The following is a 25,925-nucleotide window of genomic DNA, read 5'->3' on the forward strand; positions in this document are numbered from 1 at the left end:
CGAGTATTACGGGCCCCTGAGGGATCCCCTGCCTGAGAGTTATCCGCAGCAGCTCACCGAGCGTTGTCCACAGCCTTGATCCCGCCTATTGACGCCGCCTCTAACAACTGTCACATTCACCAGTGTCAAGTTACGGACGCGTACCGCAGTCGACGGGACGGGGCGGCATGGCGACGGCAGTGAACAGCGAACTCTCCGTGGAGTTGCAGGGGTTCAGGCGGGTGCAGCGCCTCGCCTACGAGTGCGCGGAGGCGGTCGCGGCACGCCTCGAACCGGGGGTGACCGAGCGCGAGGCGGCGCGGATGCAGCGCGAGTGGCTGCGCGAGCGGGGGGTGCGGGACTGGTTCCACCTGCCCTTCGCCTGGTTCGGCGACCGCACGGCGTTCGTGAACTTCCGCATCCCGCTGCAGTTCTTCCCGACCGACCGCGCCCTGGAGCCCGGGATGCCGTTCATCCTGGACATGGCCCCGGTCTACGAGGGATACACGGCCGACATCGGCTACTCGGGCTCCCTCGGCGTCAACCCGGTGCAGGACCGGCTGATGGCCGACCTGGAGGCGCACCGGGAGCTGATCCTGCGCGAGGTGCGCGAGCGGCGGCCGCTGCGCGAGATCTACGAGGACGTGGACCGCCTCATGGTCCGCCAGGGCTACGCCAACCGGCACCGGGCGTACCCGTTCGGTGTGATCGCCCACAAGGTGGACCGGGTGAAGCAGCGCCGCTGGTCGCTCCATCTGTTCGGGTTCGGCACGCAGTCCCTGAAGGGCCTGGCCGCCGACGCCCTGCACGGCCACCGCGAGGGCTGGTCGCCCCTGTGGTCGCCGTACCGCTTCTCCGACCACCCGCCGCAGCCGGGCCTGTGGGCGGTCGAACCCCACCTCGGCTTCCGGGGTACGGGCGCGAAGTTCGAGGAGATCCTGGTGGTCACCGACTCCCGGGACCCCGAGCAGAGCGCGTTCTGGCTGGACGACGATCTGCCGCACGTGCGGCGCTGGGCGGAGGCGAAGTGACGCTGAAGGGTGCGCGTGAGCGCCGGGTGCACACCGGCGGGGTCGAGCTGTGCGTGGCCGAGCTGGGTGACCCGGAGCAGCCGACGGTGGTGCTGGTGCACGGCTACCCGGACAGCAAGGAGGTCTGGTCCCAGGTCGCCGTCCGCCTCGCCGACCACTTCCACGTCGTCCTGTACGACGTCCGGGGCCACGGCCGCTCCACCGCACCGCAGCCCCTGCGCGGCGGCTTCACCCTGGCGAAGCTCACGGACGACTTCCTGGCGGTCGTGGACGCGGTGAGCCCGGACCGCCCGGTGCACCTCGTCGGGCACGACTGGGGCTCGGTGCAGTCCTGGGAGTTCGTCACCGTGGGCCGCACGGAGGGCCGTATCGCCTCCTTCACGTCGATGTCCGGCCCCTCCCTCGACCACTTCGGGCACTGGATCAACGCGCGCGTGAAGCGTCCCACGCCCCGCCGGGTGGGCCAGCTCCTCGGACAGGGCGCCAAGTCCTGGTACGTCTACATGCTGCACACCCCCGCCCTGCCGGAACTGGCCTGGCGCGGCCCGCTCGGCAAGCGCTGGCCGAAGATCCTCCAGCGGACCGAAGGGGTCCTTGCCGGCGACTACCCGACCCCCTCCCTCCCCTCCGACGCGGCGCACGGCGCCTGGCTGTACCGGGACAACGTCCGCGCCCGGCTGCTGAGGCCCCGCCCGGACGCGTTCGCGCACGCGCCCGTGCAGCTCATCACTCCCCAGGGGGACGCGTTCCTGTCGGAGCGCCTGTACGACGACCTGGAGCAGTGGGTGCCGCAGCTGACCCGGCGCACGCTCCCGGCCAAGCACTGGATCCCGCGCACGCGTCCCGACCAGGTGGCCGCCTGGATCGAGGAGTTCGTGACGAGCGTCGAGGGCGGCCGGCCGGAGCCCAGGGCCGCCGGCCGCCACGCGGACCGGTTCGGCGGGCAGTTGGTGCTGGTCACCGGAGCGGGCAGCGGTATCGGCCGGGCCACGGCGTTCGCCTTCGCGGAGGCGGGCGCGCGCGTGGTGGCCGTCGACCGCGACGCCGAGGCCGCCGCCCGCACCGCCGAGCTGTCCCGGCTGGTCGGCGCCCCCGAGGCGTGGGCGGAGACGGCGGACGTCTCCGACGAACAGGCCATGGAGAAGCTCGCCGAGAAGGTGCACCGCGAGTACGGCGTGCTGGACGTACTGGTCAACAACGCGGGGATCGGCCTGTCGGGCTCCTTCTTCACCACCACGACCGACGACTGGCGCAAGGTCCTGGACGTCAACCTCTGGGGCGTGATCCACGGCTGCCGCCTCTTCGGCGCGCGCATGGCCGAGCGCGGCCAGGGCGGCCACATCGTCAACATCGCGTCGGCGGCCGCCTACCAGCCTTCCCGCGCGCTGCCCGCCTACAGCACCTCCAAGGCGGCGGTCCTGATGCTCTCCGAGTGCCTGCGCGCCGAACTGGCTGCACAGGACATCGGAGTCACGGCGATCTGCCCCGGCTTCGTCAACACCAACATCACCTCCACAGCCCGCTTCACCGGAGTCGACGAGGCCGAGCAACGCCGGCGCCAGAAGCACTCCGCCCGCCTCTACGGCCTGCGCAACTACCCACCGGAGAAGGTCGCCAAGGCCGTCCTGGACGCGGTGACTCACAACAAGGCGGTGGTACCGGTGACACCCGAGGCGCGGGGCGCGCATCTTCTGTCGCGGTTCATGCCCGGGGTGTTGAGGGGGATCGCGCGGGTGGAGCCGAAGTTGTGAAGCCTCCGGTACCCCTCCGAGGAACCCCCACATGACCGACCCCCCGGCCCAGAAGACCTACCGCATCGAAGACCTCGCCCACCGCAGCCACACCACCGTCAGAACCATCCGCGCCTACCAGGACAAAGGCCTCCTCCCCCGCCCCGAGCGCCAGGGCCGCGCCAACCTCTACTCCGACATCCACCTCACCCGTCTCCACCAGATCGCCCACCTCCTCGACCGCGGCTACACCCTCGCCTCGATCAAGGAACTCCTGGACGCCTGGGACACCGGCCGCGGCCTGGGCGGTGTCCTCGGCCTGGTCACCGAGGTGGAGGGCCCATGGACCGACGAGGAGCCGGCCCGCATCACCCGCACCGAGCTGGACGCCCGGTTCGGCGGCGCCCCGGACGAGGACGCAGTGGCCGAGGCGGTCGAACTCGGCGTACTGGAACCGGTGGACGGCGACCCCGACACCTTCCTGGTACCGAGCCCCCAAGAACTGTCCGTGGCGGCGGAGTTGCACGCTGCCGGAGTCCCGCTCTCCGCGATCTCAGGCCACCTCAGGGAGTTGAGAGGTCAGGTGGAGCACATAGCCGCCCGTTTCCTGGAGTTCACCACCGAGTACGTCTTCGCCCGCTACCTCGACGACCCCACCCACCGCACGGACGCACACGCGGCGGAAGCGGCCTCATTGGTACGCCGCCTCCGCCCTCTCGCCCAGCAGACCGTGGACGCCGAACTGGCCCGGGCCATGCGCGTGTTCGCGATCCAGCACCTGCGCACACGCCTCGGTGCCGAGGATCCACGCGAGCAGCGCGGTCGGACGTGTTCCGTCGACCTGCCCACAGAGACGATCACCGCCGTGGAGCACCTCGTTGGCCGCGAACACACGTCCACGTTCATCGCCCTGGCCGCCGAACGAGAGGTAAGGGCAAGGGCCTTGGACGACCTGGCCTCACCGAAGCGCTCTCACAGCGAACTTGACGAAACACCCTAAAACGCCCGCCAGTTGTCCACAATTTCTTCAATTACCCTGTGGATAACTCCACTTGCTTGTGGATCAAACCCGGGAGAGAAAACAACCTGCGTGATCCGCGTCTCTCCAGCACCCTGGAGGCATGGAAGAAAGACGCACCGTGAAGGTGTCGAAGTACCTCTCGAAACACCTCCGCCACCAGCCCGAGCGCATCGGCCTCACACTGGACCCGGGCGGCTGGGTCGAGATCGACACACTGATCGCCGCGGCCGCCGCGCACGGGTTCCGGTTCACCCGTGAGGAGCTCGACCACGTGGTGGCCGCCAACGACAAGCAGCGCTTCGCGATCGAGGGCACGAGAATCCGCGCCAGCCAGGGCCACAGCATCGAGATCGACCTCGGCCTGCCCCCGACGACCCCGCCGCCGTACCTCTACCACGGCACCGTGGCCGGCAACCTGGACGCGATCCGTGCCGAGGGCCTGCGGCCCATGAACAGGCACGACGTCCATCTCTCTGCCGACCGCGAGACCGCGACCCGGGTCGGCGCCCGCCGCGGCCGCCCCGTCGTGCTGACCGTGGACGCCGGCGCCATGCACCGCGACGGCCACATCTTCCACGTCAGCGCGAACGGAGTGTGGCTCACCCAGGCGGTACCACCCCGCTACCTGCGGTTCTCTTGATCGATTTCGGCCCTTGTCGGTGGGGCCCCGTACCCTCGGACGCATGAGTCTGCGTCTGAGCACCGTGATCCTGCCGTACCGCCGCTGGAGCGAGGGCGGTCGTTCGGCCTGGACGCGGGCCGAGCAGCTCGGCTTCCACACCGGGTACACCTACGACCACCTGTCCTGGCGCAGCTTCCGCGACGGCCCGTGGTTCGGCGCCGTACCGACGCTGACCGCCGCCGCTGCCGCCACCGACCGGCTCCGCCTCGGCACGCTGGTCACCTCGCCGAACTTCCGGCACCCGGTGACCCTCGCCAAAGAACTGATCTCCCTGGACGACATCTCCGGCGGCCGCATCACCCTCGGCATCGGCGCCGGCGGCACCGGCTTCGACGCGACGGCCCTGTCGAAAAGTAGTCAGGAGCCGTGGACGCCGCGCGAGCGCGCCGACCGGTTCGCCGAGTTCGTGCCGCTGCTCGACCGGCTGCTCACCGAGGACGCGGTGACGTACGAGGGCCGGTTCTACTCGGCGCACGAGGCGCGCAACATCCCCGGCTGTGTGCAGCGGCCCCGGCTGCCCTTCGCGGTGGCGGCAACCGGCCCGCGCGGACTGGGGCTCGCCGCGCGGCACGGCCAGGCGTGGGTGACCACCGGCGACCCGAAGCTGTACGAGAACGGCACGCCGGAGCAGTCGGTCGAGGCGCTGCGCGGACAGCTGGAGAAGCTGTCCGAGACGTGCGCGTCGATCGGCCGGGACGTGACCGAGCTGGAGAAGGTCCTGCTCACCGGCTTCACCCCGGACCGCGGCCGCCCGCTCGAATCCCTGGACGCCTTCGTGGACTTCGCCGGCCGCCACCAGGAGCTGGGCTTCACCGAGATCGTGATCCACTGGCCCATCCCGGACTCGGACTTCGCCGCGGACGAGAAGGTCTTCGAGCGGATCGCCATGGAGGCTCCCGCCCAGCTGGCGTGACCCGGTGACAGACGTCACCCGTCGGCCATCTGCGATGTGTCTGTGGACTCATCTGTGCGGACTTCCGCACGGGCGTGCTGGCATATGCGCGAGAATGACCCGGTGACCTCAGCGACCAGACAGCCCGGGACCCCGGCCGCCGCTCTACCGCCGCGGCTGATCGCCACCGACCTCGACGGCACTCTCCTGCGCGACGACAAGTCGGTCTCCCCGAGGACGGTCGCCGCGCTGGCCGCCGCCGAGGCCGCGGGCATCGAGGTCTTCTTCGTCACCGGTCGCCCGGCCCGCTGGATGAACGTCGTCAGCGACCACGTCCACGGCCACGGCCTGGCGATCTGCGGCAACGGCGCCGCCGTGGTCGACCTGCACGGCGGCCCCGGCACCCACCGCTTCGTGAAGGTGCGCGAACTGGCCCGGGAGAACGCGCTGGACGCCGTACGACTGCTGCGTGACGCGGTACCGGGCACGGTGTTCGCGGTCGAGCAGACGTACGGCTTCCACCAGGAACCGGCCTATCCCAAGCTGCACATGGAGATACCGGACAACCTCCTGCCCGCCGAGGACCTGCTCTCGGCCGACGGCCCGGACGCCGACCAGCCCGTGCTCAAGATCCTCGCCTACCACCCCGAACTCGACCCGGACGTCTTCCTCGGCCTCGCCCGTCTCGCGATCGGCGTCCGCGCCAACGTCACCCGCTCCAGCCCCAGCGCGCTGCTGGAACTCAGCGGACCGGACGTCTCCAAGGCCAGCACGCTCGCCCTGTGCTGCGCCGAGCGCGGCATCACGCCCGAGGAGGTCGTCGCCTTCGGGGACATGCCCAACGACGTCGAGATGTTGACCTGGGCCGGCCAGTCGTACGCGATGGGCAACGCCCACCCGGACGTCATCGCCGCCGCCTCGGGCCGTACGGTCGCCAACAACGACGACGGCGTGGCGGTCGTGATCGAGCGGATGATCGCCGAACGCGTCTGATGTCGCTACTCCGGCAACCCGGTGGGGGTCTCCGGTAGGGGGACTCTCACCAGTGGCCCGTCACCGCGCCCCCACCAGCGACTCCGCCGCCGTCTCCCGCAGCACCATCTCCCGCAACGGCCCTTCCACGGCGGCCAGTTCCGCGTACCGCCCGCGCTGCGCCACCCGGCCTGCGTCGAGCACGACCACTTCGTCGACCGCGTCGAGCCCGGCCAGCCGGTGGGTGATCAGCAGGGTCGTACGGCCCTCCGTGGCGGCGAGCAGATCCGCGGTGAGTGCGTCGGCCGTCGGCAGGTCCAGGTGCTCGGCGGGCTCGTCCAGGACGAGGACCGGGAAGTCGGCGAGGAGCGCGCGGGCCAGCGCGAGGCGCTGCCGCTGCCCGCCCGACAGCCGCGCCCCGTGCTCGCCGACGAGCGTGTCCAGCCCGTCCGGCAACCCGTCCACCCAGTCCAGCAGCCGGGCCCGGGCCAGCGCGTCGCGCAGGTCGGCCTCGGTAGCGTCCTTCCGGGCGAGCAGCAGGTTCTCGCGCACGCTGCTGTCGAAGAGGTGCGCGTCCTGCGCGCACAGTCCGACGAGCCGTCGCACGTCGTCGTCGGCCAGGGCGCAGGCGTCCACACCGGCGAGCGTGTACGAGCCCGCCTGCGGGTCGAGGAACCTGAGGAGCACCTGGGCGAGTGTCGTCTTGCCGGATCCGGAAGAACCGACCACGGCGATCCGGCGGCCCTGCTCCAACGTGAGGTCGAGTCCGGCGAGTGCGTCCCGGTGCTGTCCCGCGTGCCGGGCGTCCAGGCCCCTGAGCACGACCGGGAAGGGCGAGGCGGGCGCCTGCCGGGGCTGCTCCGGCTCACGTACGGGCTCCGGGGCGTCCAGCACCTCGAACACGCGCTCCGCGCTCCGGCGCACCCGCTGCCGGTAGCGCACGGCGAGCGGCAGCCCCAGTACGGCCTCGAAGGCGGCCAGCGGGGTGAGGACCACCACGGCCATCGCCACGCCGCCGAGCCGGCCCGCGGCCACCGCCTGGGCGCCGAGCAGGGCGGCGACGGTGACGGTCAGGCCGGAGAGCAGCGCGGTGAGCCCGTCACCGAGCGCGGTGACGGCGGCAGAGCGCGACGCGATCCGGGTGAGCGTGCCGTCGGCCTGCCGGGCCGCGGCCGTACGGGCCGGCAGCGCGCCGGCGACGGTCAGCTCGGCGGTGCCGGTGAGCAGGTCGGTCACCCGGGTCGCGAGCTCTCCGCGAGCGGGCGCCAGCCGACGCTCGGCCCGGCGGGCCGCGGCCGCGGTGACCAGGGGGACACCGACACCGGCCGCAAGGAGCCCGGCCGCGAGGGCGGCTCCGGCCTCGGGCAGCAGCCAGGTCGTGAAGGCGACGGAGGCGGTGGAGACGGCGACCGCGACGCCGGCGGGCAGCAGCCAGCGCAGCCAGTAGTCCTGGAGCGCGTCCACGTCGGAGACCAGCCGGGTGAGCAGATCGCCGCGGCGGGCCGTGCGCAGGCCCGCGGGCGCCAGCCGCTCCAGCCGCCGGTAGACGGCGACCCGGGTGTCGGCCAGCATCCGCAGCACGGCGTCGTGCGACACCAGCCGCTCGGCGTACCGGAAGACGGCGCGCCCGATCCCGAAGGCCCGCGTCGCCGTCACAGCCACCATCAGATACAGCACCGGCGGCTGCTGCGAGGCTCGCGAGATCAGCCAGCCGGAGGTGGCCATCAGCCCGACAGCACTGCCGAGCGCCAGACTCCCGAGCAGCAGCGCGAGAAGAAGCCGACCACGCCGGGGCCCGGCGAGCCTCCGAACCCGGGCGAGGGCACTCCGGAACCCTTGCAGGACCTGCGCTCCCGCCCCGGTCCTCAGCGGGCCGAGTCCAGCGCCGTCCGGTCCACCTTCCAACTGACCGAGTCGGGTGGCGGGTGGGCGAGGACGGGGGTCCAGGGGGCGGAGCCCCCTGGACGGGCAACTGCCGGACAGCCGCGCCAAGGACTCCGAGCCCTCCAGCCGCACCACCCGATCGGCAACCTCCAGCAGCGCCGGCCGATGCACAACCAGCAGCACCGTCCGGCCCGCTGCAAGCCTCCGTACCGCCGCCACGACGTCGGCCTCGGTCGCCCCGTCCAGCGCGGCCGTCGGCTCGTCCAGCAGCAGCACGGGCCGGTCCGCGAGGAAGGCCCGGGCCAGCGCGAGCCGCTGCCGCTGCCCCGCGGACAGCCCGGCCCCGTCCTCGCCGAGCACCGTGTCGGCCCCCTCGGGCAGCGCGTCCACGAACTCCAGCGCGCCCGCGTCCCGCAGTGCGCGGCGTACGGCGGTGTCGTCCGCGTCGGGCCGGGCCAGCCGGACGTTCTCCGCGATGGTCCCGGCGTACAGGTGCGGCCGCTGCGGCACCCACGCGATCCTCGACCGCCACTGCGCCAGGTCGACGTCCGCGAGATCGGCTCCCCCGACCCGGACCCGGCCCTCGGCGGGCTGCACGAACCCCATCAGCACGTTCAACAGCGTCGACTTGCCCGCGCCGCTCGGCCCGACCAGCGCCACGGTCTCGCCGGGCTCGACGGTGAACGACACCTCGCTCACGGCGTCCGCCGACCGCCCCGGGTAGCGGACCGTCACCCCGTCGAAGGCCAGCGGGCCCTCGGGCACCACCGCGGTGCCGGACGCGGGTGCCGGCGTCTCCAGTACGGCGAAGATCTCCTCCGCCGCGGCGAGCCCCTCCGCCGCCGCGTGGTACTGCGCGCCCACCTGGCGCAGTGGCAGATAGGCCTCGGGCGCCAGCACCAGGATGACCAGGCCGACGTACAGGTCCATGTCGCCGTGCACCAGACGCATGCCGATCGTCACGGCGACCAGCGCGACCGACAGAGTGGCCAGCAGCTCCAGGGCGAAGGAGGAGAGGAACGCGATCCGCAGGGTCCGCATGGTGGCCTGCCGGTACTCGCCGGTGATCCGGCGGATGGAGTCTGCCTGCGCCTTGGCCCGGCCGAACACCTTCAGCGTGGGCAACCCGGCGACCACGTCCAGGAAGTGGCCCGACAGCCGGGACAGCAGCCGCCACTGACGGTCCATCCGGGACTGCGTGGCCCAGCCGATCAACATCATGAACAGGGGGATCAGCGGCAGGGTGCCGACGATGATCGCCGCCGACACCCAGTCCTCGGTGACGATCCGCGCCAGCACGGCCACCGGGACGACGACCGCCAGGCCCAACTGTGGGAGATAGCGCGAGAAGTAGTCGTCGAGGGCATCAACTCCTCGGGTGGCCAGGGTGACCAGCGAGCCGGTCCGCTGTCTGCTCAACCACCCGGGGCCCAGCTGGGCCGCGCGCTCCAGCAGCCGCCCCCGAAGCTCCGACTTCACGGCCGCGCTCGCACGGTGTGCCGCGAGTTCGGTGAGCCACGCGACAATCGATCGCCCCACGGCCACGGCCGCCAACAGCAGCAGAGGAGTGCGCAGTTCAGCGACCGACTGCCCGTGCTGGAAGGCGCCGACCACCACCTCGGCGATGAGCATGGCCTGGGCGATCACCAGCCCGGCTCCGACGGCCCCGAGACCGACCACCGCCACCAGGAAGAGGCGGGTGGCGCGGGCGTAGCGCAGGAGGCGCGGATCGATTGGTTTCACGTGAAACATGCCCTTCGGTCCAGAGGGTGTGTTTCACGTGAAACACACCCTCGGCGGACTCAGTGTGCTGCAGCGTCAGGAGCGATGTGCTGCGTGCCGATCCGCTTGCGGAACACCCAGTAGGTCCAGCTCTGGTAGAGCAGGACGAGCGGCGTGGCGATGGCCGCACACCACGTCATGATCTTCAGGGTGTACGGGCTCGACGAGGCGTTGGTGACCGTCAGGCTCCAGTCCCCGTTGAGCGTGGACGGCATGACGTTCGGGAAGAGCGCCAGGAAGAGCATCGCCACCGACGCCACGATGGTCACGCCGGACAGCGCGAACGACCATCCCTCGCGACCCATCTGATTGGCCACCAGAGCGGCCACCAGGGCGACGACCGCCACGATCAGGGCCACCAGGCTCTTGCCGTCGCCGTTGTCGGCCTGCGTCCACAGCAGGAAGGCGAGCGCCAGGACAGCCGTCACGAGACCGACCCGCAGCGCCAGCTTCCGTGCCCGCAGCCGGATGTCCCCGACGGTCTTCAGCGCCGCGAAGACCGCCCCGTGGAAGGTGAAGAGCGTGAGCGTCACCAGGCCGCCGAGCAGGGCGTAGGGGTTGAGCAGGTCCCCGACGCCGCCGACGTACTCGAAGTGCTGGTCGATCTTCACCCCCCGCACGATGTTCCCGAAGGCCACGCCCCACAGGAACGCCGGGATGAGCGAGGTCCAGAAGATGGCCGTCTCCCAGTTGCGCTGCCAGTTCTCCTCGGGCCGCTTCGCCCGGTACTCGAAGGCCACACCCCGGACGATCAGGCAGACCAGGATGACCAACAGCGGCAGATAGAAGCCGGAGAAGAGGGTGGCGTACCACTCCGGGAAGGCGGCGAAGGTCGCGCCGCCCGCTGTGAGCAGCCACACCTCGTTGCCGTCCCAGACGGGCCCGATGGTGTTGATCAGCACCCGGCGCTCCGGCCGGTTCCGGGCGAGCAGCTTGGTGAGGATGCCGACCCCGAAGTCGAAGCCCTCCAGGAAGAAGTAGCCGGTCCACAGGACGGCGATGAGGACGAACCAGACGTCGTGAAGTTCCATGACTGTTCCCCCGGCCTAGTACGAGAAGGCCATCGGCTTGTCGGCGTCACGGGTGTCGCCGCCGATCTTCGTGGGCGGGTTGAGGTCGGCCTCGGTCAGCTCGGGCGGGCCGGCCTTGACGTACTTCACCAGCAGCTTGACCTCGACGACGGCGAGGATCGCGTACAGCGCGGTGAAGACGATCATCGAGGTGAGGACCTCGCCCTGGGAGACACCGGGGGAGACCGCGTCCCGGGTCTGCAGGACGCCGTAGACGGCCCACGGCTGACGGCCCATCTCGGTAAAGATCCAGCCCCAGGAGTTGGCGATCAGCGGGAAGGCCAGGGTCCAGATCGCGATGCGCCAGTACCAGGTGGTCAGCTTCGGGCCGAGCGCCTTGTTCCGGAACAGCACCAGGTGCGGCACCTCGTCCTCGCCGACCCTCAGGTGCTGCGGCAGCATGAACTTCTTCCGGGTCAGCCACAGTCCGGCGAGGCCGATGGTGAAAGAGGCCATGCCGAAGCCGATCATCCACCGGAAGCCCCAGAAGGCCACCGGGATGTTGGGCCGGTAGTCGCCGGGCCCGAACTTCTGCTGCTCGGCCTTGTTGACGTCGTTGATGCCGGGGACGTACGAGGTGAAGTCGTCGTTGGCGAGGAAGGACAGCAGGCCCGGGATCTCTATCGCGACGGTGTTGTGGCCCTTCTCGACGTCTCCGTAGGCGAAGATCGAGAACGGTGCCGGCTTCTGGCCGTCCCACAGCGCCTCGGCAGCGGCCATCTTCATGGGCTGCTGCTTGAACATGACCTTGCCGAGCACGTCACCGCTGACCGCGGTGAGCAGGCCGGCGATGACCACCGTGATCAGGCCGAGCCGCAGCGAGGTCTTCATCTCGCGGATGTGCCGCTTACGGGCCAGGTGGTAGGCGGAGATGCCGACCATGAAGGCGCCGCCGGTCAGGAAGGCCGCGGTGAGGGTGTGGAAAGCCTGGCTGAGCGCGGTGTTCTGGGTCAGGACATGCCAGAAGTCCGTGAGCTCGGCCCGGCCCTTGGCCTTGTTGATCCGGTAGCCGACGGGGTGCTGCATCCAGGAGTTGGCCGCCAGGATGAAGTACGCCGACAGGATCGTGCCGATCGAGACCATCCAGATGCAGGCCAGGTGGATCTTCTTGGGCAGCTTGTCCCAGCCGAAGATCCACAGCCCGATGAAGGTGGACTCGAAGAAGAACGCGATCAGGGCCTCGAAGGCGAGCGGGGCGCCGAAGATGTCACCGACGAAGCGCGAGTAGTCCGACCAGTTCATACCGAACTGGAACTCCTGCACGATGCCGGTGACCACACCCATCGCGATGTTGATCAGGAAGAGCTTGCCCCAGAACTTCGTCGCCCTGAGGTACTTCTCCTTCTCCGTGCGCACCCAGGCCGTCTGGAGCCCGGCCGTGAGGGCGGCCAGGGAGATCGTCAGGGGGACGAACAGGAAGTGGTAGACGGTGGTGATGCCGAACTGCCAGCGCGCCAGTGTCTCCGGCGCCAAAGCCAGGTCCACGTCGTCACTCTCCTTACTACGCCGTGGTACTGCGGCGGTTTGCCCCTCTTGTCACGTACATAGAGGAGCAAACGGGATGCGCTTGTGAACGCGTTCACATTCACAAGCCATTATGACCTACTGATTTTCGGCAACCAACGGGGGGTCCCCCCTTCGCCGTGCCGTCAAGGTCTTGGCGGCGACTTCAACATCTTGTTGAATTGCGCGCCATGCAGATACGGATCTCCTGGCTCGCAGGCAACACCACCGCGACCCTCGACGACACGCCGACCACCCGGGCCCTCGGCAAGGCCCTGCCGCTCACCTCCACCGCCCACGTCTGGGGCGAGGAGGTGTATTTCGACACAGGTGTCTCCGTTTCACGTGAAACGGACGCCCGGCAGATCGTGGAGCCGGGCACGGTGGCCTTCTGGACGGACGGCGACGCCCTCGCCCTTCCCTACGGGCCCACGCCCATCTCGCGAGGTGACGAGTGCCGGCTCGCGAGCCCGTGCAACGTCCTGGGCCGACTCGACGGGGACGCCGCAGTCCTGGCGACCGTGCGCGACGGCGACCCCATACGCGTGGAACTGATCCACGAAGAGGTACTGACAGACGAGTAGGCCCCGCACAAGCGAGGCCCACCCGGAACCGCTTCGGTGCTCCCGACGGAGCCCGCTCAGATCTCCTTGTGGAACGCTTCCGTCACCTTCAGGAAGATGTCGTTCGCCTCGGTCTCGCCGATCGTCACCCGCACACCCTCGCCCGGGAACGGCCGGACCACCACACCGTGCTCCTCACAGGCCGCCGCGAACGCGACCGTGCGCTCCCCCAGCCGCAGCCACACGAAGTTGGCCTGGGTCTCCGGGGCCGTCCAGCCCTGGGCGCGCAGCGTGTCGACCACGCGCGTGCGCTCGCACACCAGCGAGCCGACCCGGCCCAGCAGCTCGTCCTCGGCCCGCAGCGAGGTGATCGCCGCCTCCTGCGCGAGCTGGCTGACACCGAAGGGCACCGCCGTCTTGCGCAGCGCCGCCGCCACCGGCTCGTGCGCGATCGCAAAACCGACGCGCAGCCCGGCGAGGCCGTAGGCCTTCGAGAACGTGCGCAGGACGCAGACGTTGGGCCGGTTCCGGTACAGCTCGACGCCGTCGGGCACCTCGGGGTCGCGGATGAACTCCCGGTAGGCCTCGTCCAGCACCACCAGCACATCGCCGGGCACCCGGTCGAGGAAGCGCTCCAGCTCCGCGCGACGCACCACCGTGCCGGTCGGGTTGTTGGGGTTGCAGACGAAGATCAGACGCGTCCGGTCGGTGATCGCCTCCGCCATCGCGTCCAGGTCGTGCACATCGCCCGCAGTGAGGGGCACCTGCACCGACCGGGCGCCGCTGATCTGCGTGATGATCGGGTACGCCTCGAAGGACCGCCAGGCGTAGATCACCTCGTCGCCGGGGCCGCTGGTGGCCTGGATCAGCTGCTGGGCGACACCCACCGAGCCGGTGCCGGTGGCCAGGTGGGAGAGCGGGACACCGAAGCGCTCCGACAGCTCGTTCATCAGGCCCGTGCAGGCCATGTCCGGGTAGCGGTTGAAGTTGGAGGCAGCCGCGGTCACGCTCTCCATCACGCCGGGCAGCGGCGGATACGGGTTCTCGTTGGAGGACAGCTTGTAGGCGACCGGCCCGCCGGCCGCGGCGGGCTTGCCCGGCTTGTACGTGGGGATACCCGCCAGCTCGGCGCGCAGCTTCGGGCTCGTCTCGCTCACCGCAGTCCTCCTCGCGACCACCGGCGGCCCGTCGACGCCGCCGGCTTCCAATACTCCACACCTTATGAGGATTCGGCGCCCCTGCGAACAGATGCGGGGCACCACAAGAGGCGAACCTCACCGATCCCACAGGCATCAGGGGCATCACCAGACGAAGGCGTACGTATCGGGGGGCGCGCCGCACATATATCTACGCGCCGGTGGCTCGCGCCGTGGCGCGCATCACCCGTGCAGGTGAGTTGAGACCTCTTCGAGACATCGAGCACTTGGCAGGCTCATGCGCGTCGACACGTCACGTCTTACCATGAGAGCACTCAACTTCCTTGCTTTCCAAGGCAGTTGAGCCGTAATGACCATGCAGAAACGTACCTGTCAATGTGTGCATATGCGTCCGCACTACCCCACCGCATGAGCCCTACTATCGGCTCGCCATGACAGCAGCAGGGAAGCACCAGGTGAGCCGCGCGGAAACCTCACGTCGAGGCAGTCGACCGGGCCGGGCGGGCATCAGAGACGTGGCCGCCGCCGCCGGGGTCTCCATCACAACCGTGTCCGACGCCCTCAACGGCAAGGGCCGGCTCCCGGATGCCACCCGGCGCCATGTCCGCGAGGTCGCCGACCGGCTGGGGTACCGCCCCTCGGCCGCCGCGCGCACCCTCCGTACCGGCAAGTCGGGACTGATCGGCCTGACCGTGACGACGTACGGGGATGAACCTTTCACCTTCACGGAGTTCGCGTACTTCGCCGAGATGGCCCGGGCCGCCACCTCGGCCGCGCTCGCCCGTGGCTACGCCCTGGTCATCCTGCCCGCGACCTCCCGCCACGACGTGTGGTCGAACGTGGCCCTGGACGGCACGGTCGTCATCGACCCCTCCGACCAGGACCCGGTGGTCAGCGAACTCGTCCGGCAGGGGCTGCCGGTCGTCTCCGACGGCCGCCCGGCCGGCTCGCTCCCGGTCACCGCCTGGGTCGACAACGACCACGAGGCCGCCGTCCTCGGCATCCTGGACCACCTCGCCGCCGCGGGCGCCCGCCGGATCGGCCTGCTCACCGGCACGACGACGGACACGTACACCCATCTGTCCACCACGGCCTACCTGCGCTGGTGCGAGCGCGTCGGCCAGGACCCGGTCTACGAGGCCTACCCGGCGCACGACCCGTGCGCGGGCGCCGTCGCCGCCGACCGGCTGCTCGCCCGCCCCGACCGCCCGGACGCCGTCTACGGCCTCTTCGACCCCAACGGCACCGACCTGCTCGCCGCCGCCCGCCGCTACGGCCTGCGCGTCCCGGACGACCTGCTGCTGGTGTGCTGCAGCGAATCCACGGTGTACGCCAACACCGAGCCACCCATCACCACGCTCTCCCTGAAGCCGCGCCGGATCGGCACCGCGGTGGTCCAGCTCCTCATCGACGCCATCGAGGGCGTCGAGTCGGACCAGCCCGTCGAGCAGGTGATACCGACGGAGCTGATCGTGCGAACCTCGTCCCAGCGGCGTCCCCCGCGCACGACCGTCAGCCCACCGCGGACCCCGGAAAGGGGATAGCGGGGGGATCGCAGGCGGGAGCCCGGCGGGTGGCGCGATCGGTTCACCCGCCGCGGCCGGGGGCGGGGGCCGAGGGGCCCCGGGGGGAGCCGAATCCGGCCACCACGGCTCGGCCGCCTCGCGGCACGCGGCTCCACGGGCCCCAAACAGGTCGGTCGACCGTCCAGTCGTGCGGCCGGCGCAGGACCGGCAGCCGGTCGAACCCCTGCCCAAACGGGGCGAAAGCCGCGGTGAACTGGAGTCTTGCTCTGATTCACCACCCCTGGGTCATCACACGGCGCGACGCGCATTCCTATGATGGGCCCACGACACCGCGGGCCGCTGCGACCAGGCAGTCCGAAGCGGTGCAGCTGCGGCGCGATGGTGGAGGGGTCTGATGACTCAGGGGGCCGGTCAGGGACCCGAGGTGGAGCGGACGGCGACGTTGCGCGACTTCCGGGTACCCGCGTACGTCCACGAGACCGGTCCGTACGTCCACGCCCAGTCCGGCGACGCCCTCCCGTCCGTGGACGAGGCCTACCCCGAGGGCTACACGCCCACCCAGCGCGACCTGCCCGTCATCAACCGCGGCGACACGCTCCAGGTCCCCGTCGAACCGGCCCCCGCAGCCCCCGCCGCAGAGCCCACGACCGGCCCCGGCGCGCTCTACGTCGTCGGTGACGTCCACGGCTACCTGGACGAGCTGGTGGCCGCCCTGCGGGAGAAGGGGCTGATCGACGCCTCCGGCCAGTGGTGCGCGGGCACCGCCCGGCTGTGGTTCCTCGGCGACTTCACCGACCGCGGCCCGGACGGCATCGGCGTGATCGACCTGGTGATGCGGCTGTCCGCCGAGGCAGCCGCGGCCGGCGGCTACTGCAAGGCCCTCATGGGCAACCACGAACTGCTGCTGCTCGGCGCCAAGCGGTTCGGCGACACCCCCGTCAACTCCGGCGCGGGCACCGCCACCTTCCAGGCGGCCTGGCTGCTCAACGGCGGCCAGAAGACCGACATGGACCGCCTCCAGGACCACCACCTGCAGTGGATGGCCCGCCTCGACGCCGTCGAGGAGGTCGACGGCTACCTGCTCGTGCACTCCGACACCACCGCCTACCTCGACTACGGCGACTCGATCGAGGCCGTCAACGACACGGTCCGCGAGACGCTCACGCGCAACGACGCGGACGAGTGCTGGGACCTGTTCCGGAAGTTCACCAAGCGCTTCTCCTTCCGCGACGAGGGCGGCGCCGACGCCGTACGGTCCCTGCTCGACACGTACGGCGGGACCCGCATCGTCCACGGCCACAGCCCCATTCCGTATCTGCTCGGCGAGGTCGGATCCGAGGACGACGAAGAGGGCAGCGGACCCGTCGTCGAGGGACCGCACGTCTACGCCGAGGGACTCGCCATCGCCATGGACGGCGGCGTGACCATGGCCGGAAAGCTGCTGGTCCAGCAACTTCCCCTGGATATCTGAGCGTTCGCGGGGCAGGTGCGCCCCATACCGGATGAACGCAGGTCGGCACGCAAATTCCGGCAACCCCCTGTCACCGCGTGCCGTCACGGCTCTACCATCGGCTTATCCGTAGCAGGCTCCCCTCCGTTTCTGCCCGACGGCTCGCCGGCGTGCGAGCCACCAGCCCTACGGAGCATCGGGGGATGCACATGAACAGCGTTCCGCAGCACCTGCTGAGCGAGGACCGCCAGGAATTCGAGCGGATCCTCGATGAGGCGCTGCGCTCCGCACCACACCGACCGGAACTGGCCGCTGTCGGACAGCGGCTGAACCCCGAACAACTGCGCACCATGGCCCTCGACGCCACCACGCTGATCACGGCGGCCGCGGCGGCCGAGTACCAGAACTACGTGAAGGTCCGCGAGGAACTGCGCCACCCGGCGCCGTCCACCCCCTCGGCCGCCCGCGATTCCGGTTCCGCCGGACCGGGTGCGGACGCGATGGGACTCGCTACCGGCCTCGGCGAGGCCGCCGAGACGACCGGGGCGGGCGCCATCGCCGTGATCGCGGTGCTGGCCCCCGTCCTCGCCGGGACCGCCGCGGCGATCTTCCTGCTCGTCGGCTACATCCTGAGAATGCTGGCTCCCGGCCAGGCTTTCGCCCAGACCATGCTCACCGCGGGCTGGGTGTTCGGCGCCGTGGCCGCGGCCGCGATCCTCGTCGCCGCGGTCGGGCTGCTGCTCACCGCCCTGCGCAACAGCGCCGCGGCGGAAGCCGGGACCCACGACGCGGCGAGCGCGGAGGTGGCCAGGGCCAGAGAGGCCTGGCGGGAGGCCCTGCTGGAGCGCGGCATCCTGCCGTTCCTGCGGAACGCGCTCGCCCAGCCCGGCACGGCCGCCCTGCACCCCACAGCCCCGCCGGCTCCGACCGGCCGTATGCCGCGCCTGGGTTACGGCCGCCCCGGCTTCAGCAGCCCCGACGACGGCTCCGCCTCCGGCCGCCCGAGCTTCACCAGCCCGGACTACACGAGCCCCGACTTCGGCGGCCCGGAACACCAGCCGGAGTGAGGCTACAGCCGTCGGACGATCTGCGCCTCGACGCGTTCGACGGACGTGCGGCTGTAGGCGTGCACGAGAGCGAGGTGGAACAACGCGGGCGCCAGCGGCGCCCAGCGGTGGATACGGTCTTCCCGGAGCAGATACTTGATGACGGGCGCCGGACGGAACGGCACATAGTCGATCGTCTGATGCTCCCAGCGGTCCGCCACGCCCCTGCTCATCCGTGCCTGGAGGTCGGAACTTCTCAGTTCCTTGAGCCTGGCGAAGTAGTGGCCGCTCCAGTGGCGCTTGTCGACGTCCAGGACGAACGCCAGAAGGTCGAGTGTGTACTCGTGCGCCTCCAGGGCCAGTTCCTCACGCATTCCCCGACGGCACACCGCGTGCAGGTCAGGCGCGCTCCGTCCCGACGAGTCGATGTGCCGGGACAGCCCCTCGTTGACCGAGGAGTTCCACACGCCGGGCGCCATCCTGACCCGCTCGCTGCGACGGCTCACCACGAGCATGTCGTCGGCGGTGACCACGGCGACGTTGACGGCGAAGCTGCACTGGAGGAACGCGGGGGCGGCCAGGGGCTGCTCGGGATCCAGGTATCGCGACCGCGGGGTCGCACCGTCCGGCAGCCGACGGTCGAGCTGCTGAGCCGCCAGGAACGTGTAGTAGTCGGTCGGCCGCAGTCGCAGATGCACCTCCGGCGTCTCGTCCAGTGACGTGCGGGAGATGTCGAACGACTCGACCGCATAACGCGGCCCGTTCCACAGGGGGGTACGCCCCTCGGCACGCAGGTGTTCGCTCTCGGTGGCTATCTCGTCCCGCCAAGGCTTCATGTCCGCCGGGAGCCGGACGTCTTCGTCGAGCACGTGTACGAAGATCGTCTCTGCTGGGATCGGAGTCTCCCCGTCTCCCTCCACGATCAGTGCCGAGGTCTGCAGGGGCCCGAGCGAGAACGTCCGCCACGCCGGTCCCGACTCCTCCCGGCTCCTCAGACCGCGCAGCGCACTCGCCGAGCGTCTGCGCATCCGGAACCACGCGTCCTGCAGGGGCTGTTGGAACAGCACCGCGAACACCATGCCGATGACCGCGCCGACCACCCCGTTGGCAACATCGATCCCACCCACACGGGAGACCTTAGAGATCTTGAGAGCCCCGGGCGGCATCGTGTTCCTTCCGTTACGGTGCCTGTCCGGCGAGAACACGGCTACCGGTGGCGGCGCTGCTCTCCGGGCATCCGGCCCGAGGAGCAGCGCCCGCCCGCGTGGGTCAGTCCGCCAGCGGCAGGTACACGCGGTTGCCCGCGGCCGCGAACTCCTTCGACTTCTGGGCCATGCCCTCCTCGATCTCGGTCTTGGTACCGCCGTGTTCGCGGCGGATGTCCTGCGAGATCTTCATGCTGCAGAACTTCGGCCCGCACATGGAGCAGAAGTGGGCCGTCTTGGCGGGCTCGGCCGGCAGTGTCTCGTCGTGGAACTCCCGTGCCGTGTCCGGGTCCAGGGCGAGGTTGAACTGGTCCTCCCACCGGAACTCGAAACGGGCGTCGGACAGCGCGTCGTCCCACTCCTGCGCACCGGGGTGTCCCTTGGCGAGGTCGGCCGCGTGGGCGGCGATCTTGTAGGTGATGACGCCGGTCTTGACGTCGTCACGGTTGGGCAGGCCGAGGTGCTCCTTGGGCGTGACGTAGCAGAGCATCGCCGTGCCCCACCAGGCGATCATCGCGGCACCGATGCCGGAGGTGATGTGGTCGTACGCCGGGGCGACGTCCGTGGTCAGCGGGCCGAGCGTATAGAACGGAGCCTCATCGCAGATCTCCTGCTGAAGGTCGATGTTCTCCTTGATCTTGTGCATCGGGACGTGGCCCGGGCCCTCGATCATGGTCTGTACGTTGAAACGCTTGGCGATCCGGTTGAGTTCCCCGAGCGTCCGCAGCTCCGCGAACTGTGCCTCGTCGTTGGCGTCCGCGATCGAGCCCGGCCGGAGGCCGTCGCCGAGCGAGTACGTGACGTCGTAGGCGGCGAGGATCTCGCAGAGCTCCTCGAAGTTCTCGTACAGGAACGACTCCTTGTGGTGCGCGAGGCACCACGCGGCCATGATCGAGCCGCCGCGCGAGACGATGCCGGTCTTGCGGTTGGCGGTGAGCGGCACATACGGCAGGCGCACGCCCGCGTGGACGGTCATGTAGTCCACGCCCTGCTCGGCCTGCTCGATGACCGTGTCCTTGTAGATCTCCCAGGTCAGTTCCTCGGCCCTGCCGTCGACCTTCTCCAGCGCCTGGTAGAGCGGCACCGTGCCGATGGGGACGGGGGAGTTGCGCAGCACCCACTCGCGGGTGGTGTGGATGTTGCGGCCGGTGGACAGGTCCATGACCGTGTCGGCGCCCCAACGGGTCGCCCAGGTCATCTTCTCGACCTCCTCCTCGATGGAGGAAGTGACCGCGGAGTTGCCGATGTTGGCGTTGACCTTCACCAGGAACCGCTTGCCGATGATCATCGGCTCGATCTCCGGGTGGTTGACGTTGGCCGGCAGCACCGCGCGGCCCGCGGCGATCTCCTCGCGGACCACCTCGGGATCAACGTTCTCGCGGAGGGCCACGAACTCCATCTCGGGCGTGATCTCGCCGCGGCGGGCGTACGCGAGCTGTGTGACCGCCGTGCCGTCACGGCCTCGGCGCGGCTGACGCGGACGTCCGGGGAAGACCGCGTCCAGGTTGCGCAGCCCGCCGCGCGGTGAGGTGTGCTTGATCCCGTCGTCCTCGGGGCGGACGGGACGGCCGGCGTACTCCTCGGTGTCGCCGCGGGCGATGATCCAGTTCTCCCGCAGCGGCGACAGACCCCTGCGGACGTCGGTGTCGACGAGTGGATCGGTGTACGGGCCTGATGTGTCGTACAGCGTGACCGACTGCCCGTTGGTGAGGTGCACCTGGCGGACCGGCACGCGCAGGTCGGGGCGGGTGCCCTCGACGTACGCCTTGTGCCAGCCGATGGACTTCCCGGCCTCCTGGGACTTCTCGTCCTGAACGGAGGCAGGCGTGCGTGCGTCCTTGTTGGTCATGAGACCTACTCCCTACGCCGGCATTACCCGGTAACAGGTTCGGCGGTCGACGCAGCGGTTTCCGTCTGCCGATGTTTCCCGTGAAACCACGTTCCACGTGAAACATCGCGAATACGGAGGTCAGCGCCCTCTCAGCCCGGTGCTCCGAGCTCCCGCGTGTGCAAAGGTGCCTCCACGCTAGCGTCAATTCGGGCGCGGTGAACAGAGGGCCCCTGGCGTTCTTGCGATGATCTGGCGGTGACCACCATGGAGCAGTACCCGTACCCTCCCTCCGAACCGCCGCGCGGAGGCGGCTCCGGACAGGGCGGCGAACACGGCCATGACGGCCACGGGCACGGCCATGGCCATGGCCACGGGGACGGGGACAGGCACGGCCCGGGCACCGGACACGGCCACTCGCACGGGCACAGCCACAGCCATGGACCCGCCGCGCCCGTCTCCAAGCATCTGCGCAAGGTCATCGCGGCGATCCTGATCCCGTTCGCGGCCGCGGTCGTGGTCGGTCTCGTGGTGCTCTGGCCCGGGGGAGCCCCGCCGCACGAACGCACGGGCGTCGGCTTCGACCGCCAGACACAGCAGGCCACGGTCACCAAGGTGGTCGAGGTGAGCTGCAAGTCGGTGAACGCCTCGGGGGGCACCGCGACCGGCGACACCTCCACCGCCGAGGGCAACTCGGCGCAGCAACAGGCGAAAGGTACCTGCAGGAAGGCGACGATCCGCGTCGACACCGGCGACGACCAGGGCCGTACGTTCACCGAGATCGTGCAGCCGGACCAGACGCGGCAGTTGCAGGAGGGCGAGAAGGTCGTGGTCGCCTACGAGCCCTCGGCGCCGAAGAACCTGCAGTACTCCGTCACCGATGTGAACCGTAAGTTCCCGATGGCACTGCTCGCGGGGATCTTCGCGCTCGCCGTCGTGGTGGTGGGCCGGATGCGCGGTGTCATGGCGCTGGTCGCGCTGGCCGTGAGCTTCCTGGTGCTGACGCTCTTCATCCTGCCCGCGATCCTGCAGGGCTCGAATCCGCTGCTGGTGGCCGTCGTCGGGGCCAGCGCGATCATGCTCATCGCGCTCTACATGTGCCATGGACTGTCGGCCCGTACGTCGGTGGCGGTGCTCGGCACGCTGGCCTCCCTGCTGCTGATCGGCATCCTCGGCTCGGAGTTCATCGACTGGGCCGCGCTCACCGGCAACACGGACGACAACACCGGTCTGATCCACGGCCTGTACCCGTCGATCGACATGAGCGGTCTGCTGCTGGCCGGCGTCATCATCGGTTCGCTCGGTGTCCTGGACGATGTGACGGTGACCCAGACGTCGGCGGTCTGGGAACTGCACGAGGCCAATCCGGCGATGGGCTGGCGCGGGCTGTACCGGGCGGGCATCCGGATCGGCCGCGACCACATCGCCTCGGTGGTCAACACTCTCGTCCTCGCCTACGCCGGTGCCGCGCTGCCGCTGCTGCTGCTGTTCTCGATCGCCCAGAGCAGCGTGGGCACGGTCGCCAACAGCGAGCTGGTGGCCGAGGAGATCGTGCGCACGCTGGTGGGTTCGATCGGCCTGGTCGCCTCCGTCCCGGTCACCACCGCGCTCGCCGCCCTGGTGGTGTCGGCCGACCGGCCGGCACCGGACACGGCGGCCCCCGCCGGGGCACTGCCCGCTCCGGCGCGCGGCGGCAGGGGCCGGCGCCGGAAGCGGTGAGGGAGCCCGGCGGAGGCCGGAACCCAGCGAAGAAGCGTTCCTGCACAGCTGCACGCGGCATGGCGGAGCGCTGGGCGCCCCGTTGCCGCAACACCTCAGCCGGCGCTCTGTTCCTCGGCCAGGATGCGGTCCAGGGCCTCGTCGAGATGGGCGTCGAAGTCGGCCAGCGCGCCCTCCTGCCCGAGCGGTACGAGCTTGTCCGTGCGGTCGAGGAAGGCCACGAGCGGTGGAGCCGAGGAACGGAACAGGGCCTGGTCGCCGCCGACCTGAAGCCGGATCAGCACCTCGCCCAGCACCTCGGAGTCGACGGGTGCGATGTGCACGTCCCCCTCGCCGCACGGCCGTCCGACTCCGTCGATCAGCAGCTCGCGGCCGAAGGCCCAGGTCACCGGGGCATCACCGGGCAGATGGAAGGTCAGCCGCACGGCATAGGGATCACAGGTCTCGTAGCGCAACTCCACCGGAATGCGGAAGGAGAGCTCCTCCGACACGAGAAAGCTCATCATGACTTCTGCTTGTACGGATTCCCGCATCGCCTACCCCGTCAAATGACATCGACTGGCCGGGATTGGTCCCTCGACCGTAGTCAAATCTTGCTGAAAGTGCACAGCAGATCACAAGGAGTGAGTTTTCAGATACTGATAGAGGGCATCAGCGCGCCCAGATGGCGCCCGACCTCGGCCTGCAACCGCCGTGCGGCGGGCAGAAGACGGTCGGCCTGGTGAGCGGGGAGCGAGATGGCCATCGTGGCCGCCGTGGTGCCGACCGTGATCGGAATTGCCGCGCAGACCGTGCCCAGCGCGTACTCCTGACGCTCCACCACCGGGTCCATCCGCGGCATCCGGGCCAGCCGGCGCAGCAGGGCGTCGTTGTCGCGCACGGTGTACGGGGTGATGGACTGCGCCGGATAGCGGCTCAGGTGGTCCCGGCGGGCCTCCTCGTCCAGCTGGGAGAGCAGGCACTGGCCGACCGCGTGCGCGTGCCCCGTCTCGCGGAAGTCGGCCCACTCCTCGACCGCCGGGGCCTCCCGCGAGTCGGCGACGCACATGACCTCGATCTCGCCGTCCCGGTACATCGCGTAGTACACCGGCACACCGATGGAATCGCGCCAGTGCGCCAGGGTGTCGGCCACCGTGCTGCGACGTTTCTGCTGCGCTCCGCTGCTACTCAGCCGCTCGGCCGCGTCCCCGAGGAAGAACAGCCCTTTCTCGCGGCGCAGATAGCCCTCGTGCACCAGGGTGCGCAACAGGTGATAGGTCGTGGGCAGGGCGAGGCCGGTCTCGCGGGCGAGCTGCTTGGCGGGGGCGCCGTACTCGTGCGCCGCGACGGTCTCCAGCAGGCGCATCGCGCGCTGCACGGATCCGATGAGGGTCGCGGCGGACGGTTGACCCGGAACGTCCGGGGAGTGCGGGGGTCCGGGGAGGGACGCGGCGCGTGGCTGTCCCGGGACGCTCGCGGAGGGTGGCCGCTGCATGGGGGGTGTGCAGGAGTGCGGCGGGGCGGGGGGTGCGTGGGGTTCTGCCGGTGCGGTGTCAACCGTGGCCAAGGGTCACTCCCGTAGCGCGAGGGTCGGGGCAGCCCGTGCGGAGGAAGCACGGGTGGGGTGTACGCCGCCCGCGGGGCCCGGCCCCGCGTGGGGTTCCGGACTCTAACCGCCCGCCACCGCGTGCAGACGGCCTGCCGGGGAAACTTCCCTCGCCCGAGGGAACCGGTGATTTCCCGTTACCGGTCACCGGCTCCCGTGTCCCTCACCAGTCGCTGCGCGACGATGAGTTCGACGTGAACTTGCGCACGACGTAGATCAGTCCACCGACCAGGGCGACGAAGATCAGCGCCTTGAAGAGCAGGCCGATCACGAAGCCGACCACGGTCGCTATCAGGCTGCCGAAGACCACCAGGGCGATGACCGGCACCGCGACCCACTTCACCCACCACGGCAGCCCCGCGAAGATCTCTCGCATTGCCCTCGTCCTTTGCGTTCCGGTGCGTCCACGGCCTACTGCGCGCTGTCGGTGGACGCAGTTCTCGATGTCTGCACTCGATGCTAGGGCCGCCAGAGGGTCCCGCGGGGGCCTCGCACCCCTTGTCCTCCCCTGACCCTCCCCCTAGGGAACCCCGAGGGCCGGGCTCAGGCCTCAGGCGGAGAGAAGACGACCAGAACCCGCAGATCCTCGGTGATGTGGTGGAACTTGTGGGCGACGCCGGCCGGCACGTACACCACGCTGCCCCGGGCCACCTGGGTGGTCTCCTCGCCGACCGTGATCGATGCGCGGCCGCTGACGACGAAGTAGACCTCGTCCTGGTTGTGCGGCCGCTGCGGGTCGTGTTCGCCCGCGTTGAGGGCGTACAGGCCGACCGACATGTGCCGTTCCCGCAGAAACTGCAGGTAGGCCCCTTCGTTGGCGGCGCGCTCCGCCTCCAGTTCGTCCAGCCGGAATGCCTTCATCGCCGTTTGCCGCCCTCGCCCCACTGCTCGCCGTCGATCTGGTCTGCCACGATCAGACACATGAAGAATTTCGTAGTCAAGACGCTCGCGAACGCGGGCGCTCTGGCGGTCGCCGTGTTGCTGCTCGACAAGATCACCCTCACAGGTGACAGCACGGCCAAGAAGGCCGGCACGCTGATCGTGGTCGCGCTGATCTTCGGCCTGGTGAACTTCCTGGTCAAGCCGATCGTGAAGGTGCTCACCTTCCCGCTGTTCCTCCTCACCCTCGGGCTGATCACCCTGGTCGTCAACGCGCTGATGCTGCTGCTGACGTCCTGGGTGTGCGGCAAGCTCGACCTGAGCTTCCACGTGGACGGGTTCTGGACGGCCGTACTCGGCGGCCTGATCATCTCCATCGTCTCGTGGGCGCTGAACCTCGTCCTGCCCGACGAGGACTGAA

22 protein-coding genes and 1 riboswitch are annotated in these 25,925 nt (G+C 70.0%); of the genes, 12 read left to right on the top strand and 10 right to left on the bottom strand.

What is annotated here, in order from left to right; all coding sequences use genetic code 11:
- Nucleotides 1–167: 167 nt before the first annotated feature.
- The 6 genes from ACFY3C_RS26890 (at nt 168) to ACFY3C_RS26915 (ending at nt 6,328) form a co-directional block, all read left to right on the top strand.
- Nucleotides 168–1,010 carry a M24 family metallopeptidase gene (locus tag ACFY3C_RS26890; protein ID WP_390772545.1) on the top strand — a complete coding sequence of 281 codons (843 nt, stop codon included), beginning with the start codon at nt 168–170 and terminating at the stop codon, nt 1,008–1,010.
- On the top strand, nt 1,007–2,761 hold the full coding sequence (locus tag ACFY3C_RS26895; protein ID WP_390772546.1) for an SDR family oxidoreductase: 1,755 nt from the start codon (nt 1,007–1,009) through the stop codon (nt 2,759–2,761). Before ACFY3C_RS26890 ends, ACFY3C_RS26895 begins: the two co-directional genes overlap by 4 nt.
- A 31-nt stretch (nt 2,762–2,792) precedes the next feature.
- Nucleotides 2,793–3,740 carry a MerR family transcriptional regulator gene (locus ACFY3C_RS26900; RefSeq protein WP_390772547.1) on the top strand — a complete coding sequence of 316 codons (948 nt, stop codon included), beginning with the start codon at nt 2,793–2,795 and terminating at the stop codon, nt 3,738–3,740.
- Between the two features lie 121 nt (nt 3,741–3,861).
- Nucleotides 3,862–4,401, top strand: coding sequence for an RNA 2'-phosphotransferase (locus tag ACFY3C_RS26905; protein ID WP_390772548.1), 540 nt, complete (start codon nt 3,862–3,864; stop codon nt 4,399–4,401).
- A gap of 43 nt (nt 4,402–4,444) precedes the next feature.
- Complete coding sequence (locus tag ACFY3C_RS26910; RefSeq protein WP_386572583.1) at nt 4,445–5,356, top strand: LLM class flavin-dependent oxidoreductase; 912 nt, start codon at nt 4,445–4,447, stop codon at nt 5,354–5,356.
- An 84-nt stretch (nt 5,357–5,440) separates the two neighbouring features.
- A complete protein-coding gene (locus ACFY3C_RS26915; protein WP_390772549.1) occupies nt 5,441–6,328 on the top strand; it encodes an HAD hydrolase family protein in 888 nt (295 codons plus the stop codon).
- Nucleotides 6,329–6,388: 60 nt separating this feature from the next.
- Here ACFY3C_RS26915 and cydD read toward each other — a convergent pair whose 3' ends face one another.
- The 3 genes from cydD to ACFY3C_RS26930 are packed head-to-tail and all read right to left on the bottom strand — an operon-like array spanning nt 6,389 to nt 12,528.
- Nucleotides 6,389–9,934, bottom strand: a complete 3,546-nt coding sequence (gene cydD / locus ACFY3C_RS26920; RefSeq protein ID WP_390772550.1) for a thiol reductant ABC exporter subunit CydD — start codon at nt 9,932–9,934, stop codon at nt 6,389–6,391.
- 59 nt (nt 9,935–9,993) lie between these two features.
- Nucleotides 9,994–11,004, bottom strand: coding sequence for a cytochrome d ubiquinol oxidase subunit II (gene cydB / locus ACFY3C_RS26925; RefSeq protein ID WP_390772551.1), 1,011 nt, complete (start codon nt 11,002–11,004; stop codon nt 9,994–9,996).
- Nucleotides 11,005–11,019: 15 nt separating this feature from the next.
- Nucleotides 11,020–12,528 carry a cytochrome ubiquinol oxidase subunit I gene (locus tag ACFY3C_RS26930; RefSeq protein ID WP_386572589.1) on the bottom strand — a complete coding sequence of 503 codons (1,509 nt, stop codon included), beginning with the start codon at nt 12,526–12,528 and terminating at the stop codon, nt 11,020–11,022.
- A 209-nt stretch (nt 12,529–12,737) separates the two neighbouring features.
- Here ACFY3C_RS26930 and ACFY3C_RS26935 point away from each other — a divergent pair, with 209 nt between their 5' ends.
- Entirely contained in the window at nt 12,738–13,130 is a 393-nt protein-coding gene (locus ACFY3C_RS26935; RefSeq protein WP_390772552.1) for a cyclophilin-like fold protein, read from the top strand.
- Nucleotides 13,131–13,186: 56 nt separating this feature from the next.
- Here the strand turns inward: ACFY3C_RS26935 and hisC are convergent, their stop codons facing one another.
- On the bottom strand, nt 13,187–14,266 hold the full coding sequence (gene hisC / locus ACFY3C_RS26940; RefSeq protein WP_390772553.1) for a histidinol-phosphate transaminase: 1,080 nt from the start codon (nt 14,264–14,266) through the stop codon (nt 13,187–13,189).
- 431 nt (nt 14,267–14,697) lie between these two features.
- On the opposite strand from hisC, the gene ACFY3C_RS26945 reads away from it, so the two are divergent.
- The 3 genes from ACFY3C_RS26945 to ACFY3C_RS26955 all read left to right on the top strand — a co-directional run bounded on the left by ACFY3C_RS26945 (nt 14,698) and on the right by ACFY3C_RS26955 (nt 18,309).
- Nucleotides 14,698–15,810, top strand: coding sequence for a LacI family DNA-binding transcriptional regulator (locus ACFY3C_RS26945; RefSeq protein ID WP_386572592.1), 1,113 nt, complete (start codon nt 14,698–14,700; stop codon nt 15,808–15,810).
- A gap of 376 nt (nt 15,811–16,186) precedes the next feature.
- Nucleotides 16,187–17,263 carry a metallophosphoesterase gene (locus tag ACFY3C_RS26950; RefSeq protein ID WP_386572593.1) on the top strand — a complete coding sequence of 359 codons (1,077 nt, stop codon included), beginning with the start codon at nt 16,187–16,189 and terminating at the stop codon, nt 17,261–17,263.
- Nucleotides 17,264–17,445: 182 nt separating this feature from the next.
- A complete protein-coding gene (locus ACFY3C_RS26955) occupies nt 17,446–18,309 on the top strand; it encodes a hypothetical protein (protein WP_390772554.1) in 864 nt (287 codons plus the stop codon).
- Nucleotides 18,310–18,311: 2 nt separating this feature from the next.
- On the opposite strand, the gene ACFY3C_RS26960 is transcribed toward ACFY3C_RS26955, so the two are convergent.
- Together ACFY3C_RS26960 and thiC are read right to left on the bottom strand one after the other, a co-directional pair.
- Nucleotides 18,312–19,415, bottom strand: coding sequence for a hypothetical protein (locus ACFY3C_RS26960; protein ID WP_386572596.1), 1,104 nt, complete (start codon nt 19,413–19,415; stop codon nt 18,312–18,314).
- A 142-nt stretch (nt 19,416–19,557) separates the two neighbouring features.
- Nucleotides 19,558–21,342 (bottom strand): phosphomethylpyrimidine synthase ThiC, encoded by a 1,785-nt coding sequence (gene thiC, locus ACFY3C_RS26965; RefSeq protein ID WP_390772555.1) that lies wholly within the window; start codon nt 21,340–21,342, stop codon nt 19,558–19,560.
- A riboswitch (TPP riboswitch) is annotated at nt 21,335–21,508 on the bottom strand. (Overlaps the previous gene by 8 nt.)
- A gap of 80 nt (nt 21,509–21,588) precedes the next feature.
- Here thiC and ACFY3C_RS26970 point away from each other — a divergent pair.
- Nucleotides 21,589–23,040: a YibE/F family protein gene (locus tag ACFY3C_RS26970; protein ID WP_390772600.1), complete on the top strand. Its 1,452-nt coding sequence runs from the start codon at nt 21,589–21,591 to the stop codon at nt 23,038–23,040.
- Nucleotides 23,041–23,135: 95 nt separating this feature from the next.
- Here the strand turns inward: ACFY3C_RS26970 and ACFY3C_RS26975 are convergent, their stop codons facing one another.
- The 4 genes from ACFY3C_RS26975 to ACFY3C_RS26990 all read right to left on the bottom strand — a co-directional run bounded on the left by ACFY3C_RS26975 (nt 23,136) and on the right by ACFY3C_RS26990 (nt 25,486).
- Complete coding sequence (locus ACFY3C_RS26975; RefSeq protein WP_103813611.1) at nt 23,136–23,573, bottom strand: SsgA family sporulation/cell division regulator; 438 nt, start codon at nt 23,571–23,573, stop codon at nt 23,136–23,138.
- A 98-nt stretch (nt 23,574–23,671) separates the two neighbouring features.
- The gene (locus ACFY3C_RS26980; protein ID WP_386572600.1) at nt 23,672–24,586 is read right to left on the bottom strand and encodes an IclR family transcriptional regulator; all 915 of its coding nucleotides are present in this window, start codon (nt 24,584–24,586) and stop codon (nt 23,672–23,674) included.
- Between the two features lie 202 nt (nt 24,587–24,788).
- Nucleotides 24,789–25,001 carry a DUF5326 family protein gene (locus ACFY3C_RS26985; RefSeq protein ID WP_389178925.1) on the bottom strand — a complete coding sequence of 71 codons (213 nt, stop codon included), beginning with the start codon at nt 24,999–25,001 and terminating at the stop codon, nt 24,789–24,791.
- 167 nt (nt 25,002–25,168) lie between these two features.
- Entirely contained in the window at nt 25,169–25,486 is a 318-nt protein-coding gene (locus ACFY3C_RS26990) for a cupin domain-containing protein (protein ID WP_390772556.1), read from the bottom strand.
- Between the two features lie 60 nt (nt 25,487–25,546).
- On the opposite strand from ACFY3C_RS26990, the gene ACFY3C_RS26995 reads away from it, so the two are divergent.
- On the top strand, nt 25,547–25,924 hold the full coding sequence (locus ACFY3C_RS26995; protein WP_386572603.1) for a phage holin family protein: 378 nt from the start codon (nt 25,547–25,549) through the stop codon (nt 25,922–25,924).
- Nucleotide 25,925: the final 1 nt, after the last annotated feature.

This window comes from Streptomyces sp. NPDC001410 (assembly GCF_042895235.1).
Lineage (GTDB): Bacteria > Actinomycetota > Actinomycetes > Streptomycetales > Streptomycetaceae > Streptomyces.